We start from the raw sequence: 13,391 nt of genomic DNA on the forward strand, positions 1-13,391 counted from the left end.
TCGACGGCGGCATCCCATGGCGGTGTGCCCGAGTGGCCAATGGGAGCGGACTGTAAATCCGTCGGCTTAGCCTACCCAGGTTCGAATCCTGGCGCCGCCACACTGGAGGAACGGCCCCTGATCTGCGGAAACGCGGACCAGGGGCCGTTCTGCGTTCAGGCGGCGGCGATCTGCGGTTCAAGAGCCCGGCCGGACGGCGTCTGGACGGGATCTCGAGGCTTCCGCAGGGCCGGCCGGGTGACCCCGGCCCGGCACCGGCATCCCCGGCCCCGTCAGGCCGGCGCCCCGGCTCCGCCGTGCGCCGGCCCTCAGTTGCCCGCCACGTCCTTGACGGCCACCGACACCGGCACCGAGCCCGCGACCAGCTCCAGCGTCAGACCCGCCGTCGCCGGGGTTTCGAGCAGCTCCGCCAGCACCGCCGCCACGTCGTCGCGCGGCACCGCCCCGCCGCCCGCGTGCGCCTCCAGGCGCACCAGCCCCGTCCCGGGGTCGTCGACCAGCGACCCCGGGCGCAGGACGGTCCACTCCAGGCCGAGGCGGGTGCGGACGTGGTCGTCGGCCTCGCCCTTCGCCCGCAGGTAGGCGTCGAACACCTCGTCGCCCTTGTGCTGCGCGTCCGCGCCCATCGAAGACACGATCAGGAAGCGCCGCACCCCGGCCCGTTCGGCCGCATCGGCGAACAGGACCGCCGCGCCCCGGTCCACCGTGTCCTTGCGGGCGATCCCGCTGCCCGGGCCCGCCCCCGCCGCGAACACCGCCGCCTCCGCGCCCTGGAGGATGCCCGCCACGTGCTCGACCGTCGCCGACTCCAGGTCGCACAGCACCGGTTCGGCGCCCGCTGCCCGCAGGTCGTCGCCCTGCGTCCGGTTGCGGATGATGCCCGCGACCTCGTACCCGCGCACGGCGAGCAACCGCTCCAGCCGCAGCGCGATCTGACCGTGTCCACCCGCAATGACGATGCGCATGAGCCGACCGTACGACGACCCGGGCCCGGCCGCCCGCGAAACAGACGCCCGACGCTCAGGGACCGGGCTCCATACGGCCCTGCCGGGGCAGGTCCAGGGCCACTGCGACCGCCGAGTCGCAGTACTCCCGCACGGCGCTCGTCCGGGCGACGACCCGCCCGCGGTGGATCACGATCCGGCTGTACGCGAGGGACAGCACCCCCGCGATCCGGTCCCCGCGCACCGCGACCAGCTCCGCCGGGAACCCGGCCTCCACCCGCACCTCCGGCAGGCCCATCGCCTCCCGGGCGGCGGCGCTCACCGCGTCGTAGGCCTCCGCCGGCCGCAGCCCGCCCTGGGAGGCCAGCAGGTACGCCCCCTCCAGGGGGTCGCCCCGGCCCACCGGGTTCCCGGCGTCGCGCAGGGCCCCGCTGCCGGCCGCGACCCGCACCCCGGCGGCCCGCAGCAGCCGCACGGGCGCGGTACGCAGGCTCCGCCGCTCCAGCGCCGCACAGTCGCCCTGGGGCAGGCAGGTCACCCGTACGCCGGCCGAGGCCAGCCGGTCGGCGGCGCGGTGGGCCACCTCCAGCGGGAGCCGGGACAGGCCGCCGCACGGGCCGATCGTCACGCCCGGCCGGATCCCGCCGGCCATCGCGGCGAGCCGGGCCAGTCGGCCGGGGTCGTCACCGTCCGTGTGCAGGTCCACGGGGCAGCCGTGCTCGGCGGCGAGCCCCAGTACGGCCTCCAGGAAGCCGGCCGGGTCCGGGTCGAGGTCCGGGCAGCCGCCGATGACCGAGGCGCCCATCCCGACCGCGTCCCGCAGCATGGCACGCCCGTCCGCGCCCGCGGTCCCGGTCAGCAGCCGGGGCACGGCCACCGCGGTCAGGTCGGCGAGGCCGCGCAGCGAGCGGCGGGCGGCGAGGACGGCCTCCAGCGCCCCGAGGCCGTGCACCCCGCCGATCCGGACGTGCGAGCGCACGGCCGTCGCGCCGTGGCCGAGCTGGAGCAGGGCGGCCTCGGTGGCCCGGCGCTGCACCTGGTCCGGCGCGTACGAGACGGGTCCGTCGGCGTCGGCGGTCAGGGCCGTGTCCCCGTGGGCGTGCGGCTCGGCGGGGGCGGGCAGCAGCAGGAAGCCGGACAGGTCCACCCGGGCCGGCGCCGCCGAGGGCAGGCTGCCGGCGCTGCCGACGGCCTGGATCCGGCCGCCGCCGAGCCGGACGTCGACCGTGCGGCCGTCCGTGAGGCGGGCCCCGGCGAGCAGCAGCGGGGTGGACTCGGCGGCCGCCGCGTGCCCGCCCGGGCCCGGGCCCCCGCCGCGGCCGCCGCGCGAGGACCCCGGGCCGCCCTCGCCGCGGCCGCTGCGCGGGGACGGGGGCGGCTGCTGCGGCTGGCTGTCGGACATCGCGCTCCTGCGGTGGTGCGGTGGTGCGGTGGCTCGGGCGGGTCCTGGCCGGGGGGCCGGGGCCCCGCGCGGCGCGGCCTGCCGCCCAAGATCACGCAGCGTGCCCCGAGCCTAGGGCGCGAGGCTCCCGCCTTCACGCAGGCCGCAATAGTCGTACCGCCGTGCCACCCTCGGACCGGCTGCCGCGTCCCGCGTACGGGGCCGCCGGCGGGGGCCGCGCACCGGGCCGCGTACGGGCCGCCGAACAGGGGCTGCGCACGGCTGCACACGGCCTGCGCACGGGCCGGCGCACCGCTCCGGAAGGGGGGCCGGGGGTGGCCCCGGCAATGGATTTGGGCGATCGGCTGGCAACCGTGTAATGTCTTCCTCGCTCGCCCCAATAGCTCAGTCGGTAGAGCGTCTCCATGGTAAGGAGAAGGTCTGCGGTTCGATTCCGCATTGGGGCTCTGGTGAGAGAGGCCCCCCACCCTCGGGTGGGGGAGCCGATCGCATCAAAGCGGCGTAGCTCAGTCGGTAGAGCAAGCGGCTCATAATCGCTGTGTCACCGGTTCAAGTCCGGTCGCCGCTACCCACAGTAGCCGATTGCGGGGTCGGTCTCCCGATCGGCTACTCTTTTATGCGTTCGATCCGTCCATTAGTCCGTCAAGGAGCACTCACGTGGCTGCCACCGACGTCCGCCCGAAGATCACGCTGGCCTGCGTGGAGTGCAAGGAGCGGAACTACATCACCAAGAAGAACCGGCGTAACAACCCGGACCGTCTTGAGATGAAGAAGCACTGCCCGCGCTGCAACTCGCACACCGCGCACCGCGAGACCCGCTGACACCGGCGCAGTCTCGAACACAGGCAACGCCATGAGGTCGTCCCCTTCAGGGGGGCGGCCTCGTGTCGTTTCCGCGACCTCGAGTCCCCGTCCGTGTCCGTCATTTTCCACAGGAGGTAGGGAGCCATGGCGCTCGACCAGTCCTTCGTCGGGCGGAGCTACCCGCCCACCGATCCGTACGAGGTCGGCCGCGAGAAGATCCGCGAATTCGCGGTCGCGGTCGGGGATGCGAACCCCGTCTACACCGACACCGAGGCCGCTAAGGCCGCCGGCTACCAGGACGTGATCGCCCCGCCGACCTTCGTCTTCGCGATCACCTTCGCCGCCGCGGGCCAGGTCGTCGCCGACCCGCAGCTCGGACTGGACTACAGCCGGGTCGTCCACGGCGATCAGAAGTTCGCCTACCACCGCCCCGTACGGGCCGGTGACCGGCTCTCGGTGACCTCCACCATCGAGGCCGTGAAGACCCTGGCAGGCAACGACATCATCGACATCCGCGGCGAGGTCCACGACGAGACCGGCGAGCACGTGGTGACGGCGTGGACGAAGCTCGTCTCCCGCGCCCCCGAGGAGGCCTGAGATGACCGCGAAGATCAAGTACGACGAGGTCGAGGTCGGCACCGAACTCCCCGCGGCGTCCTTCCCCGTGACCCGCGCCACGCTCGTCCAGTACGCGGGCGCCTCCGGCGACTTCAACCCGATCCACTGGAACGAGAAGTTCGCCAAGGAGGTCGGCCTCCCGGACGTGATCGCCCACGGCATGTTCACCATGGCCGAGGCCATCCGCGTCGTCACCGACTGGACCGGCGACCCGGGCGCGGTCGTCGAGTACGGCGTCCGCTTCACCAAGCCGGTCGTCGTCCCGAACGACGACACCGGCGCGCTGATCGAGGTCAGCGGCAAGGTCGCCGCCAAGCTCGACGACAACAAGGTCCGGGTGGACCTGACCGCGACCAGCGCCGGCCAGAAGGTGCTGGGCATGTCGCGGGCCGTGGTCCGGCTGGCCTGAGCCGGGCGCCCAAGCCCGGCCGAAAGCCCGGCCCAAGCCGGGCCTGAGCCGGCCCGCGCGGCTGCCGCGCACCTGAAGGAAGCGGCCCGCACCTTCCGGACCCCCCGGCCTCCGCCCTCCCCATCACCCGGGCGGAGGCCGAGCGCCGGCCCGACGGGGGCGGCGGGGCCCGCACCGACCGCCGGGACGTACGGTCCGTGGCCCCGCCGGGAACCCGCGGCCGCGGACCGTACTCTTGTCCACGTGCAGGAACTCCACGACGCCCCCCTGGCCCCGCTGACCACCTTCCGCCTCGGCGGACCCGCCACCCGACTGGTCACCGCGACCACCGACGCCGAGGTGGTCGAGGCCGTTCGCGCCGCGGACGAGAGCGGCACCCCGCTCCTCGTCATCGGCGGCGGCAGCAACCTGGTCATCGGCGACCGCGGCTTCGACGGCACTGCCCTGCGCATCGCCACCACCGGCTTCCACCTCGACGGCACCACCCTGGAGCTCGCCGCCGGCGAGAACTGGTCCGACGCCGTCACCCGCACCGTCGAGGCGGGCTTCGCCGGCATCGAATGCCTCGCCGGAATCCCCGGCTCCGCCGGCGCGACCCCGATCCAGAACGTCGGCGCGTACGGCCAGGAGGTCTGCGACACCATCACCGAGGTCGTCGCCTACGACCGCACCCGCCGCGAGACGGTCACCCTCACCGCCGCCGAGTGCGCCTTCTCGTACCGCGACAGCCTCTTCAAGCACCAGCCCGAGCGGTACGTCGTCCTGCGCGTCCGCTTCGCCCTGGAGGACGCCGGCGGGCTGTCCGCGCCCATCAAGTACCCCGAGACCGCCCGCGCCCTCGGCGTCGGGGCCGGCGACCGCGTGCCGGCCGCCCTCGCCCGCGAGACCGTGCTGCGCCTGCGCGCCGGCAAGGGCATGGTCCTCGACCCCGCCGACCACGACACCTGGTCCGCCGGCTCCTTCTTCCACAACCCGATCCTGACCCGCGAGGCGTACGCCGCCTTCCTCGCCCGCGTCCAGGAGCGCCTCGGCCCCGACACCGCCCCGCCCGCCTACCCGGCCGGCGAGGGCCGTACGAAGACCAGCGCCGCCTGGCTCATCGACAAGGCCGGCTTCACCAAGGGCTACGGCACCGGCCCCGCCCGGATCTCCACCAAGCACACCCTCGCCCTCACCAACCGCGGCGAGGCCACCACCGAGGACCTGCTCACCCTGGCCCGCGAGGTCGTCGCCGGCGTCCACGCGGCCTTCGGCGTCACCCTGGTCAACGAGCCGGTGACGGTCGGCGTCAGCCTCTGAGGAGCCCCGGCCGCCATGCTCTGCCCACGGCACGGGGCCGGTACGGACCCCACCCGCCTGGTGGGACGCACGATCAGCCGCATCGTCGCGTCCTGGCACGTCTGCGAGGGCGAACGCTCCGAGGCGCCCCTCGACGTCTGGCTCATCGACAGCGAGGGCGAGTCCACCAGGATCAGCACCGGGTCCGACGGCTGCCTGATCGTCGAGTCCGCCGCCCCCCACGAGCCGTACGACATGGGGGAGTGGGGCCGCATCGAGGTCGGCGAGGACCTCGGCGACCACCCCTTCCTGCGCCACCTCGGCGACACCGTGGCGCGGGTGTCCGAATTCGCGGCGCCCGAGACCGGGCGCACCCAGCTGGAGATCGGGTTCGGCGACGGCGACCGGGTCCGGGCCGACTGCTGGCAGGGCGACCTGCGGCTCACCCGCTGACCGGCTCACCCGCTGACCGGCTCACCCGCTGACCGGGCGGGCCGGCTACTCCGCCAGCCAGTGGTCGATGCCCGTCAGCAGTTTGTCCTGCACGTCGTGCGGCGCTGCCGACCCCCGCACCGACTGGCGGGCCAGCTCGGCCAGCTCCGCGTCCGTGAACCCGTGGTGCCGGCGGGCGATCACGTACTGCGCCGCCAGCCGCGACCCGAACAGCAGCGGGTCGTCCGCGCCCAGCGCCATCGGCACCCCCGCCTCGAACAGCGTCCGCAGCGGGACGTCCTCCGGCCGCTCGTACACCCCGAGCGCCACGTTGGACGCGGGGCACACCTCGCAGGTGACCCCCGACTCGGCGAGCCGCCGCAGCAGCCGCGGGTCCTCGGCCGCCCGCACCCCGTGCCCGATCCGCGCCGCGTGCAGATCGTCCAGGCAGTCCCGGACGGAGGCCGGGCCGGTGAGCTCGCCGCCGTGCGGGGCCGCCAGCAGGCCCCCCTCGCGGGCGATGGCGAACGCCCGGTCGAAGTCCCGGGCCATGCCGCGGCGCTCGTCGTTCGACAGGCCGAAACCGACGATGCCGCGGTCGGCGTAGCGCACGGCCAGGCGGGCGAGCGTACGGGCGTCGAGCGGGTGCTTCATGCGGTTGGCCGCGATCAGCACGCGGATGCCGAGCCCCGTGTGGCGGGACGCCGACTCGACCGCGTCCAGGATGACCTCGACGGCCGGGATCAGGCCGCCCAGGTGCGGGGCGTACGAGGTGGGGTCGACCTGGATCTCGAGCCAGCCGCAGCCGTCGCGGACGTCCTCCTCCGCGGCCTCGCGGACCAGGCGCTGGATGTCCTCCGGCTGCCGCAGGCACGAGCGGGCGGCGTCGTACAGCCGCTGGAAGCGGAACCAGCCGCGCTCGTCGGTGGCGCGGAGCTTCGGCGGTTCCCCGCCGGTCAGCGCCCCGGTCAGCGCCTCGGGCAGGCGCACGCCGTACTTGTCGGCGAGCTCCAGCAGGGTCGACGGCCGCATGGACCCGGTGAAGTGCAGGTGCAGATGGGCCTTCGGCAGAAGCGTGAGATCGCGTGCGTGCTCCATCCGGTGATCCTGCCGTACCCGTCACCCGTTCGGCACCGGATTCCCTGAACGGGACCTTGCCCGAACGTAAAAACGTGCCCCCGCACCCCCGGAGCACGGCCCGCGGACCCCTTGAGCGCAAAAAGGAGCGGCGCCGCCCCCGCGGGGGACGGCGCCGCTCCGGTCGGCCGGCGGTGCTCAGGCTCAGGCCTTCGCCTCGGCCAGCAGCTTCTGGATCCGGGACACGCCCTCGACCAGGTCCTGGTCGCCCAGGGCGTACGAGAGGCGCAGGTAGCCGGGGGTGCCGAAGGCCTCACCCGGGACGACCGCGACCTCGGCCTCGTCCAGGATCAGCGAGGCGAGCTCCGCGGAGGTCTGCGGGCGCTTGCCGCGGATCTCCTTGCCGAGGAGCCCCTTGACCGACGGGTACGCGTAGAACGCGCCCTCCGGGGTCGGGCAGAACACGCCGTCGATCTCGTTGAGCATCTTCACCATCGTCTGGCGGCGGCGGTCGAAGGCCTTGCGCATCTCCGCGACGGCGTCCAGGTCGCCGGAGACGGCGGCGATCGCGGCGACCTGGGCCACGTTCGAGACGTTCGAGGTGGCGTGCGACTGGAGGTTGGTCGCGGCCTTGACGACGTCCTGCGGGCCGATGACCCAGCCCACGCGCCAGCCGGTCATGGCGTACGTCTTGGCGACGCCGTTGACGATGATGCACTTGTCGCGCAGGGCCGGCACCAGCACCGGCAGCGAGGTGAACTTCGCCTCGCCGTAGACCAGGTGCTCGTAGATCTCGTCGGTCAGCACCCACAGGCCGTGCTCGGCGGCCCACTCGCCGATCGCCTTCGCGTCCTCCTCGCTGTAGACCGCGCCGGTCGGGTTGGAGGGGGAGACGAACAGGACGACCTTGGTCCGCTCGGTGCGCGCGGCCTCCAGCTGCTCGACGGAGACCCGGTAGCCGGTGGTCTCGTCGGCGACGACCTCGACCGGGACACCGCCGGCCAGCCGGATCGACTCCGGGTAGGTGGTCCAGTACGGAGCCGGGACGATGACCTCGTCACCCGGGTCCAGGATCGCGGCGAAGGCGTTGTAGATCGCCTGCTTGCCGCCGTTGGTCACCAGCACCTGCGACGCGTCGACCTCGTAGCCGGAGTCGCGCAGCGTCTTCTCGGCGATGGCCTTCTTCAGCTCGGGCAGGCCGCCCGCCGGCGTGTACCGGTGGAACCTCGGGTCGCGGCAGGCCTCCACCGCAGCCTCGACGATGTAGTCCGGGGTGGGGAAATCGGGCTCGCCCGCGCCGAAGCCGATGACCGGGCGCCCGGCGGCCTTGAGGGCCTTGGCCTTGGCATCGACGGCGAGGGTGGCGGACTCGGAGATGGCGCCGATACGGGCGGACACCCGGCGCTCGGAGGAAGGCGTAGCAGAGCTCATGCGGCCAATCGTCCCAGAAGCCGCGGAGGCCCCGCACAACGTTTCAGACATCGGACGGACCACCCGGATCTGCGCTCTGTTCGACGTCAGGGCGTGGAACACGTACACTCACCTGTCGTTGGACCTCGCCGGCCACAGCACAGCGTGAGCACTCCGTGCACTCGCCTGTATGCGGTAGGTTGGGGGACGCAAAGGGTCGTAGCTCAATTGGTAGAGCACTGGTCTCCAAAACCAGCGGTTGGGGGTTCGAGTCCCTCCGGCCCTGCTCCACACTCCTTGTCGGATGTGTGCGCAGGTACGTACTTAGATGCAACGCCGTGCGGCGCAACCGGGCGCGGCCACGGCCCCGACCCGGATTCAGGTGAGAGACGTGACGGACGCCCTGGGCTCCATCGACAAGCCTGACGCCGAGGACGGCACCCGCGAGAAGAAGGCCCGCAAGGGCGGCAAGCGCGGAAAGAAGGGCCCTCTGGGCCGGCTCGCGCTGTTCTACCGCCAGATCGTCGCCGAGCTCCGCAAGGTCGTCTGGCCGACCCGAAACCAGCTCACGACGTACACCACCGTGGTGATTGTCTTCGTCGTCATCATGATCGGTCTGGTGACCGTGATTGACTATGGATTCCAGGAAGCCATCAAGTTCGTCTTCGGCTGATCCTCGCGGAGGGCGGCGCCTTGATGGGTGCCGCCCCTTTTCGCATGTTCCACCACCTTTTGTATCCAGGAAGAAGCAGCCACCGTGTCTGACCCGAACCTGAACGCGAGCCACGACTCCGTCGAGTCCGTCGAGGACGAGCTCGACATCGTCGAGGCGGCAGACGCTGTGGACCCCGACGAGGCGGAGCTCGCCGACGCCGAGGCCGGTGCCGCTGCCGAGGAGGCCGCGCTGCACGTCGAGGGCGACGTCGACGCCGGCGCCGGTGAGGCCGCCGAAGCCGACGCCGGTGAGGAAGAGGCCGCGGAAGCCGCGGCCGAGGCCGCGCCCGCGGAGGAGGCCGAGGAGGCCGCCGAGGCGGAGGACGTCGACCCGATCCAGGCCCTGCGCGACGAACTGCGCACGCTGCCCGGCGAGTGGTACGTGATCCACACCTACGCGGGCTACGAGAAGCGCGTGAAGGCCAACCTGGAGCAGCGTGCCGTCTCGCTGAACGTCGAGGAGTTCATCTACCAGGCCGAGGTGCCCGAGGAAGAGATCGTCCAGATCAAGAACGGCGAGCGCAAGAACGTCCGGCAGAACAAGCTGCCCGGCTACGTGCTCGTCCGCATGGATCTGACGAACGAGTCCTGGGGCGTCGTCCGCAACACCCCGGGTGTCACCGGCTTCGTCGGCAACGCCTACGACCCGTACCCGCTGACCCTGGACGAGATCGTCAAGATGCTCGCCCCGGAGGCGCAGGAGAAGGCCGCCAAGCAGGCCGCCGAGGAGGCCGGCCTCCCGGCGCCCGCGGTCAAGCGCACCATCGAGGTCCTGGACTTCGAGGTCGGCGACTCGGTCACCGTCACCGACGGCCCGTTCGCGACGCTGCAGGCGACCATCAACGAGATCAACCCGGACTCGAAGAAGGTCAAGGGCCTCGTCGAGATCTTCGGTCGCGAGACCCCGGTCGAGCTCAGCTTCGACCAGATCCAGAAGAACTGATCTTCTGAGTCACCGCTTCCGGCCAGGTCAGGCCGCCCCGCAAAGGGCGGTCTGACCTGCTCGGTTTTAAGCCCCGCACCGATACCCGCTATCGTGGTGCGGTATGCCTCCATCCGGATGACCCGGATCGGCGGCGGAAAACTCTCACTAGGACCCGGAGAGAGCAATGCCTCCCAAGAAGAAGAAGGTCACGGGGCTTATCAAGCTCCAGATCAACGCCGGTGCGGCCAACCCGGCCCCGCCGGTCGGCCCCGCGCTGGGTCAGCACGGCGTCAACATCATGGAGTTCTGCAAGGCCTACAACGCCGCGACCGAGTCGCAGCGCGGCATGGTCGTGCCGGTGGAGATCACGGTCTACGAGGACCGTTCCTTCACCTTCGTCACCAAGACCCCGCCGGCCGCCAAGCTGATCCTCAAGGCTGCGGGCGTGGAGAAGGGCTCCGGCACCCCGCACAAGGACAAGGTCGCCAAGCTGACGGCCGCCCAGGTCCGCGAGATCGCCGAGCTGAAGATGCCCGACCTGAACGCCAACGACGTCGACGCCGCCATGAAGATCATCTCTGGCACCGCGCGTTCGATGGGCGTCACCGTCGAGGGCTGATTTCAGCCACCCCAGCACCACCCGTGGTAGGGCCAAGCGCTGGCCCGCACCACAACTCCATGCCTGAAGCGAAAAAACAGGAGCAGAAGTGAAGCGCAGCAAGACTCTCCGCGCTGCGGACGCCAAGGTCGACCGGGAGAAGCTGTACGCCCCGCTCGAGGCCGTCCGTCTCGCCAAGGAGACCTCCTCGGTCAAGTTCGACGCCACCGTCGAGGTCGCCTTCCGCCTGGGTGTTGACCCGCGCAAGGCCGACCAGATGGTCCGTGGCACCGTGAACCTCCCGCACGGCACCGGTAAGACCGCCCGGGTCCTGGTCTTCGCGACCGGTGACCGTGCTGCGGCCGCGGAGGCCGCCGGCGCCGACATCGTCGGCAACGACGAGCTGATCGACGAGATCGCCAAGGGCAACCGCCTGAACGAGTTCGACGCGGTTGTCGCCACCCCGGACCTCATGGGCAAGGTCGGCCGCCTCGGCCGCGTGCTCGGTCCGCGTGGTCTGATGCCGAACCCGAAGACCGGCACCGTGACGATGGATGTGGCCAAGGCCGTCACCGACATCAAGGGCGGCAAGATCGAGTTCCGCGTCGACAAGCACTCGAACCTGCACTTCATCATCGGCAAGGTCTCCTTCTCCGATGAGCAGCTGGTCGAGAACTACGGCGCGGCCCTGGAGGAGATCCTCCGTCTGAAGCCGTCCGCCGCCAAGGGCCGCTACCTGAAGAAGGCCGCCGTGAGCACCACCATGGGCCCCGGCATCCAGGTCGACCCGAACCGCACCCGGAACCTCCTCGTCGAGGAAGACCCGGCTGCTGTCTGATCGGGCGGAGCCACCCGGCTCACCTGACCGGCTGAACGCCTGAACGGGCCCCCGCACTCCCTCGGGAGGGCGGGGGCCCGTTCGCGTTCGGGGAGCGGCCCCGAAGGGCCTGAAAGCCGTCCCAGGAGGCCGTCAAGGCCGCCTGGGGAGCGCTACCGCGGCGCCCCTCGCCCCTCGACCGGCTGATGGCCGGCGACGGGGCGACGGGAACAGCCGGCTCGGGCCGGACGCCGAGCGCGCCGAGGGGGCCGAACGCAAGCCCGAGGAGGTCCGGGAGACGCCCGGCGGCCTCGGCCGCTGACCGATTTGCCTGACCGGCGCCCGGTCGTCTAATCTTCCACGGAAGCCAAAGACCGCTGGTCGTTGCCGCGCCCGTGAGGGAGCGGCGGCCGAAGGATCCGCTGAAAGCGGGCGACCCGCGCAGGTGACTGTGGAAATGCTCCCGGGATTTCGATCCTGGTCGAGCCTTGCCCCGTGCGCCTGCGCCCGGGGCGCTTTGTTTTGTCCAGCCCCTTCTGCGCGGTCCTCATCACCCGGAAGGAGGCCGACGCTCTATGGCAAGGCCCGACAAGGCTGCCGCGGTAGCCGAGCTGGAGGACATGTTCCGCAGCTCGAACGCCGCTGTGCTGACCGAGTACACGGGGCTCACCGTTGCGCAGCTCAAGACGCTGCGTCGTTCGCTCGGTGGGAACGCCCAGTACGCCGTGGTGAAGAACACGCTGACCAAGATTGCGGCCAACTCGGTCGGGATCACCGCGCTGGACGAGCACCTTGCTGGTTCGACCGCGGTCGCCTTCGTCACCGGTGACCCGGTGGAGTCGGCGAAGGCTCTGCGTGACTTCGCCAAGGACAACCCCAAGCTCGTCATCAAGGGCGGTGTCCTTGAAGGCAAGGCACTGTCCGCCGACGAGATCAAGAAGCTTGCGGACCTCGAGTCCCGCGAGGTTCTGCTCGCCAAGCTGGCCGGCGCGATGAAGGGCAAGCAGTCCCAGGCTGCCTCGCTCTTCCAGGCGCTGCCGTCGAAGTTCGTCCGCACTGCGGAAGCGCTTCGCGTCAAGCTCGCCGAGCAGGGCGGTGCCGAGTAATTCGGCTCGCGCATTGATCCGCGCCGCCTAGTGCGCGGGTCGTAGCGGGCCGTTACGCCCGCCTTTCGATACATCTCGGCACCAGCCGAATTAGTGGAAGGATCGCCCATCATGGCGAAGCTGTCTCAGGACGACCTGCTCGCTCAGTTCGAGGAGATGACCCTCATCGAGCTCGCCGAGTTCGTGAAGGCCTTCGAGGAGAAGTTCGACGTCACCGCCGCCGCGGCCACCGTCGCCGTTGCCGCCGGCCCGGGTGCCCCGGCCGCCGAGGCCGAGGAGGAGAAGGACGAGTTCGACGTCATCCTCACCGGCGCCGGCGACAAGAAGATCCAGGTCATCAAGGTCGTGCGTGAGCTGACCTCCCTGGGTCTGAAGGAGGCCAAGGACCTCGTCGACGGCACCCCGAAGCCGGTCCTCGAGAAGGTCAACAAGGAGGCCGCTGACAAGGCCGCCGAGGCCCTCAAGGGCGCCGGTGCCTCCGTCGAGGTCAAGTAACACCTCTGAGGCCGCCTGACGGCCTCTGCGAAGGGCGATCACCCGAGAGGGTGGTCGCCCTTCGGCGCATTCGGCACTGCCTGACTTGCCCTGTCGCCGTTGGGGAGTAGGGTGATCATCGTTGCCCCGTGCGAGGGTCCCGCGGCGGGGCCGAGATGATCCGCACGGAGCAGGGGGCCTTGACGAACGGCACGCGGCGCGCAATTCTCAGGACCGTCGCCAGCTCGATCCGGGATCGGGGACACCGATCGGGGATCCGAGGCATGGATCGACTACGAAGAGGGCAGTACTGATACGCGCTCTGTGTACGAGAGCCGCGACGTTGGATGCAGGGTTGGGTTTTAACGACGTGGGGAAGGCCT

The 13,391-nt window shown here is 71.3% G+C and carries 15 protein-coding genes and 4 tRNA genes; 15 read left to right on the forward strand and 4 right to left on the reverse strand.

What is annotated here, in order from left to right; genetic code table 11:
- Positions 1–18: 18 nt before the first annotated feature.
- Positions 19–100, forward strand: a tRNA-Tyr gene (locus AC068A_RS14685).
- A gap of 208 nt (positions 101–308) precedes the next feature.
- Here the strand turns inward: AC068A_RS14685 and AC068A_RS14690 are convergent.
- Both AC068A_RS14690 and AC068A_RS14695 read right to left on the reverse strand, forming a co-directional pair.
- Positions 309–965: an SDR family oxidoreductase gene (locus AC068A_RS14690; protein WP_478584844.1), complete on the reverse strand. Its 657-nt coding sequence runs from the start codon at positions 963–965 to the stop codon at positions 309–311.
- Between the two features lie 55 nt (positions 966–1,020).
- Entirely contained in the window at positions 1,021–2,346 is a 1,326-nt protein-coding gene (locus AC068A_RS14695) for an amidohydrolase family protein (RefSeq protein WP_478584846.1), read from the reverse strand.
- Between the two features lie 373 nt (positions 2,347–2,719).
- On the opposite strand from AC068A_RS14695, the gene AC068A_RS14700 reads away from it, so the two are divergent.
- From AC068A_RS14700 to AC068A_RS14730, 7 genes are all read left to right on the forward strand, one after another.
- Positions 2,720–2,792, forward strand: a tRNA-Thr gene (locus AC068A_RS14700).
- A gap of 49 nt (positions 2,793–2,841) precedes the next feature.
- A tRNA-Met gene (locus AC068A_RS14705) sits at positions 2,842–2,914 on the forward strand.
- A gap of 89 nt (positions 2,915–3,003) precedes the next feature.
- Positions 3,004–3,168 (forward strand): 50S ribosomal protein L33, encoded by a 165-nt coding sequence (gene rpmG, locus AC068A_RS14710; protein WP_003956487.1) that lies wholly within the window; start codon positions 3,004–3,006, stop codon positions 3,166–3,168.
- A gap of 126 nt (positions 3,169–3,294) precedes the next feature.
- Positions 3,295–3,747 carry an FAS1-like dehydratase domain-containing protein gene (locus AC068A_RS14715; RefSeq protein WP_478584848.1) on the forward strand — a complete coding sequence of 151 codons (453 nt, stop codon included), beginning with the start codon at positions 3,295–3,297 and terminating at the stop codon, positions 3,745–3,747.
- Position 3,748: 1 nt separating this feature from the next.
- Positions 3,749–4,177, forward strand: coding sequence for a MaoC family dehydratase (locus AC068A_RS14720; protein ID WP_478584850.1), 429 nt, complete (start codon positions 3,749–3,751; stop codon positions 4,175–4,177).
- A 72-nt stretch (positions 4,178–4,249) separates the two neighbouring features.
- On the forward strand, positions 4,250–5,476 hold the full coding sequence (locus AC068A_RS14725) for a UDP-N-acetylmuramate dehydrogenase (protein ID WP_478584988.1): 1,227 nt from the start codon (positions 4,250–4,252) through the stop codon (positions 5,474–5,476).
- 15 nt (positions 5,477–5,491) lie between these two features.
- The gene (locus AC068A_RS14730) at positions 5,492–5,908 is read left to right on the forward strand and encodes a hypothetical protein (RefSeq protein WP_478584851.1); all 417 of its coding nucleotides are present in this window, start codon (positions 5,492–5,494) and stop codon (positions 5,906–5,908) included.
- 45 nt (positions 5,909–5,953) lie between these two features.
- Here the strand turns inward: AC068A_RS14730 and AC068A_RS14735 are convergent, their stop codons facing one another.
- A complete protein-coding gene (locus AC068A_RS14735) occupies positions 5,954–6,985 on the reverse strand; it encodes an adenosine deaminase (RefSeq protein ID WP_478584852.1) in 1,032 nt (343 codons plus the stop codon).
- Between the two features lie 183 nt (positions 6,986–7,168).
- Positions 7,169–8,395 (reverse strand): pyridoxal phosphate-dependent aminotransferase, encoded by a 1,227-nt coding sequence (locus AC068A_RS14740; RefSeq protein WP_478584853.1) that lies wholly within the window; start codon positions 8,393–8,395, stop codon positions 7,169–7,171.
- 192 nt (positions 8,396–8,587) lie between these two features.
- On the opposite strand from AC068A_RS14740, the gene AC068A_RS14745 reads away from it, so the two are divergent.
- The 7 genes from AC068A_RS14745 to rplL all read left to right on the forward strand — a co-directional run bounded on the left by AC068A_RS14745 (position 8,588) and on the right by rplL (position 13,029).
- Positions 8,588–8,660 (forward strand) — tRNA-Trp (locus AC068A_RS14745).
- Between the two features lie 105 nt (positions 8,661–8,765).
- Positions 8,766–9,047: a preprotein translocase subunit SecE gene (gene secE / locus AC068A_RS14750; RefSeq protein WP_385673224.1), complete on the forward strand. Its 282-nt coding sequence runs from the start codon at positions 8,766–8,768 to the stop codon at positions 9,045–9,047.
- An 84-nt stretch (positions 9,048–9,131) separates the two neighbouring features.
- The gene (nusG, locus tag AC068A_RS14755; RefSeq protein ID WP_478584855.1) at positions 9,132–10,031 is read left to right on the forward strand and encodes a transcription termination/antitermination protein NusG; all 900 of its coding nucleotides are present in this window, start codon (positions 9,132–9,134) and stop codon (positions 10,029–10,031) included.
- Positions 10,032–10,197: 166 nt separating this feature from the next.
- A complete protein-coding gene (gene rplK, locus AC068A_RS14760) occupies positions 10,198–10,632 on the forward strand; it encodes a 50S ribosomal protein L11 (RefSeq protein WP_478584857.1) in 435 nt (144 codons plus the stop codon).
- 88 nt (positions 10,633–10,720) lie between these two features.
- Complete coding sequence (gene rplA, locus AC068A_RS14765; protein WP_478584859.1) at positions 10,721–11,449, forward strand: 50S ribosomal protein L1; 729 nt, start codon at positions 10,721–10,723, stop codon at positions 11,447–11,449.
- A gap of 554 nt (positions 11,450–12,003) precedes the next feature.
- On the forward strand, positions 12,004–12,534 hold the full coding sequence (rplJ, locus tag AC068A_RS14770; RefSeq protein WP_478584861.1) for a 50S ribosomal protein L10: 531 nt from the start codon (positions 12,004–12,006) through the stop codon (positions 12,532–12,534).
- A 111-nt stretch (positions 12,535–12,645) separates the two neighbouring features.
- Positions 12,646–13,029 carry a 50S ribosomal protein L7/L12 gene (gene rplL / locus AC068A_RS14775; RefSeq protein ID WP_478584863.1) on the forward strand — a complete coding sequence of 128 codons (384 nt, stop codon included), beginning with the start codon at positions 12,646–12,648 and terminating at the stop codon, positions 13,027–13,029.
- Positions 13,030–13,391 lie beyond the last annotated feature (362 nt).

It is taken from the genome of Streptomyces sp. NPDC043854 (assembly GCF_056436005.1).

Bases quoted from the DNA above. Each gene is read 5' to 3' on its own strand.
- AC068A_RS14690 (WP_478584844.1), bottom strand. From the start codon at position 965: ATGCGCATCGTCATTGCGGGTGGACACGGTCAGATCGCGCTGCGGCTG.
- AC068A_RS14695 (WP_478584846.1), bottom strand. From the start codon at position 2,346: ATGTCCGACAGCCAGCCGCAGCAGCCGCCCCCGTCCCCGCGCAGCGGC.
- AC068A_RS14715 (WP_478584848.1), top strand. From the start codon at position 3,295: ATGGCGCTCGACCAGTCCTTCGTCGGGCGGAGCTACCCGCCCACCGAT.
- AC068A_RS14720 (WP_478584850.1), top strand. From the start codon at position 3,749: ATGACCGCGAAGATCAAGTACGACGAGGTCGAGGTCGGCACCGAACTC.
- AC068A_RS14730 (WP_478584851.1), top strand. From the start codon at position 5,492: ATGCTCTGCCCACGGCACGGGGCCGGTACGGACCCCACCCGCCTGGTG.
- AC068A_RS14735 (WP_478584852.1), bottom strand. From the start codon at position 6,985: ATGGAGCACGCACGCGATCTCACGCTTCTGCCGAAGGCCCATCTGCAC.
- AC068A_RS14740 (WP_478584853.1), bottom strand. From the start codon at position 8,395: ATGAGCTCTGCTACGCCTTCCTCCGAGCGCCGGGTGTCCGCCCGTATC.
- rplK (WP_478584857.1), top strand. From the start codon at position 10,198: ATGCCTCCCAAGAAGAAGAAGGTCACGGGGCTTATCAAGCTCCAGATC.
- rplJ (WP_478584861.1), top strand. From the start codon at position 12,004: ATGGCAAGGCCCGACAAGGCTGCCGCGGTAGCCGAGCTGGAGGACATG.
- rplL (WP_478584863.1), top strand. From the start codon at position 12,646: ATGGCGAAGCTGTCTCAGGACGACCTGCTCGCTCAGTTCGAGGAGATG.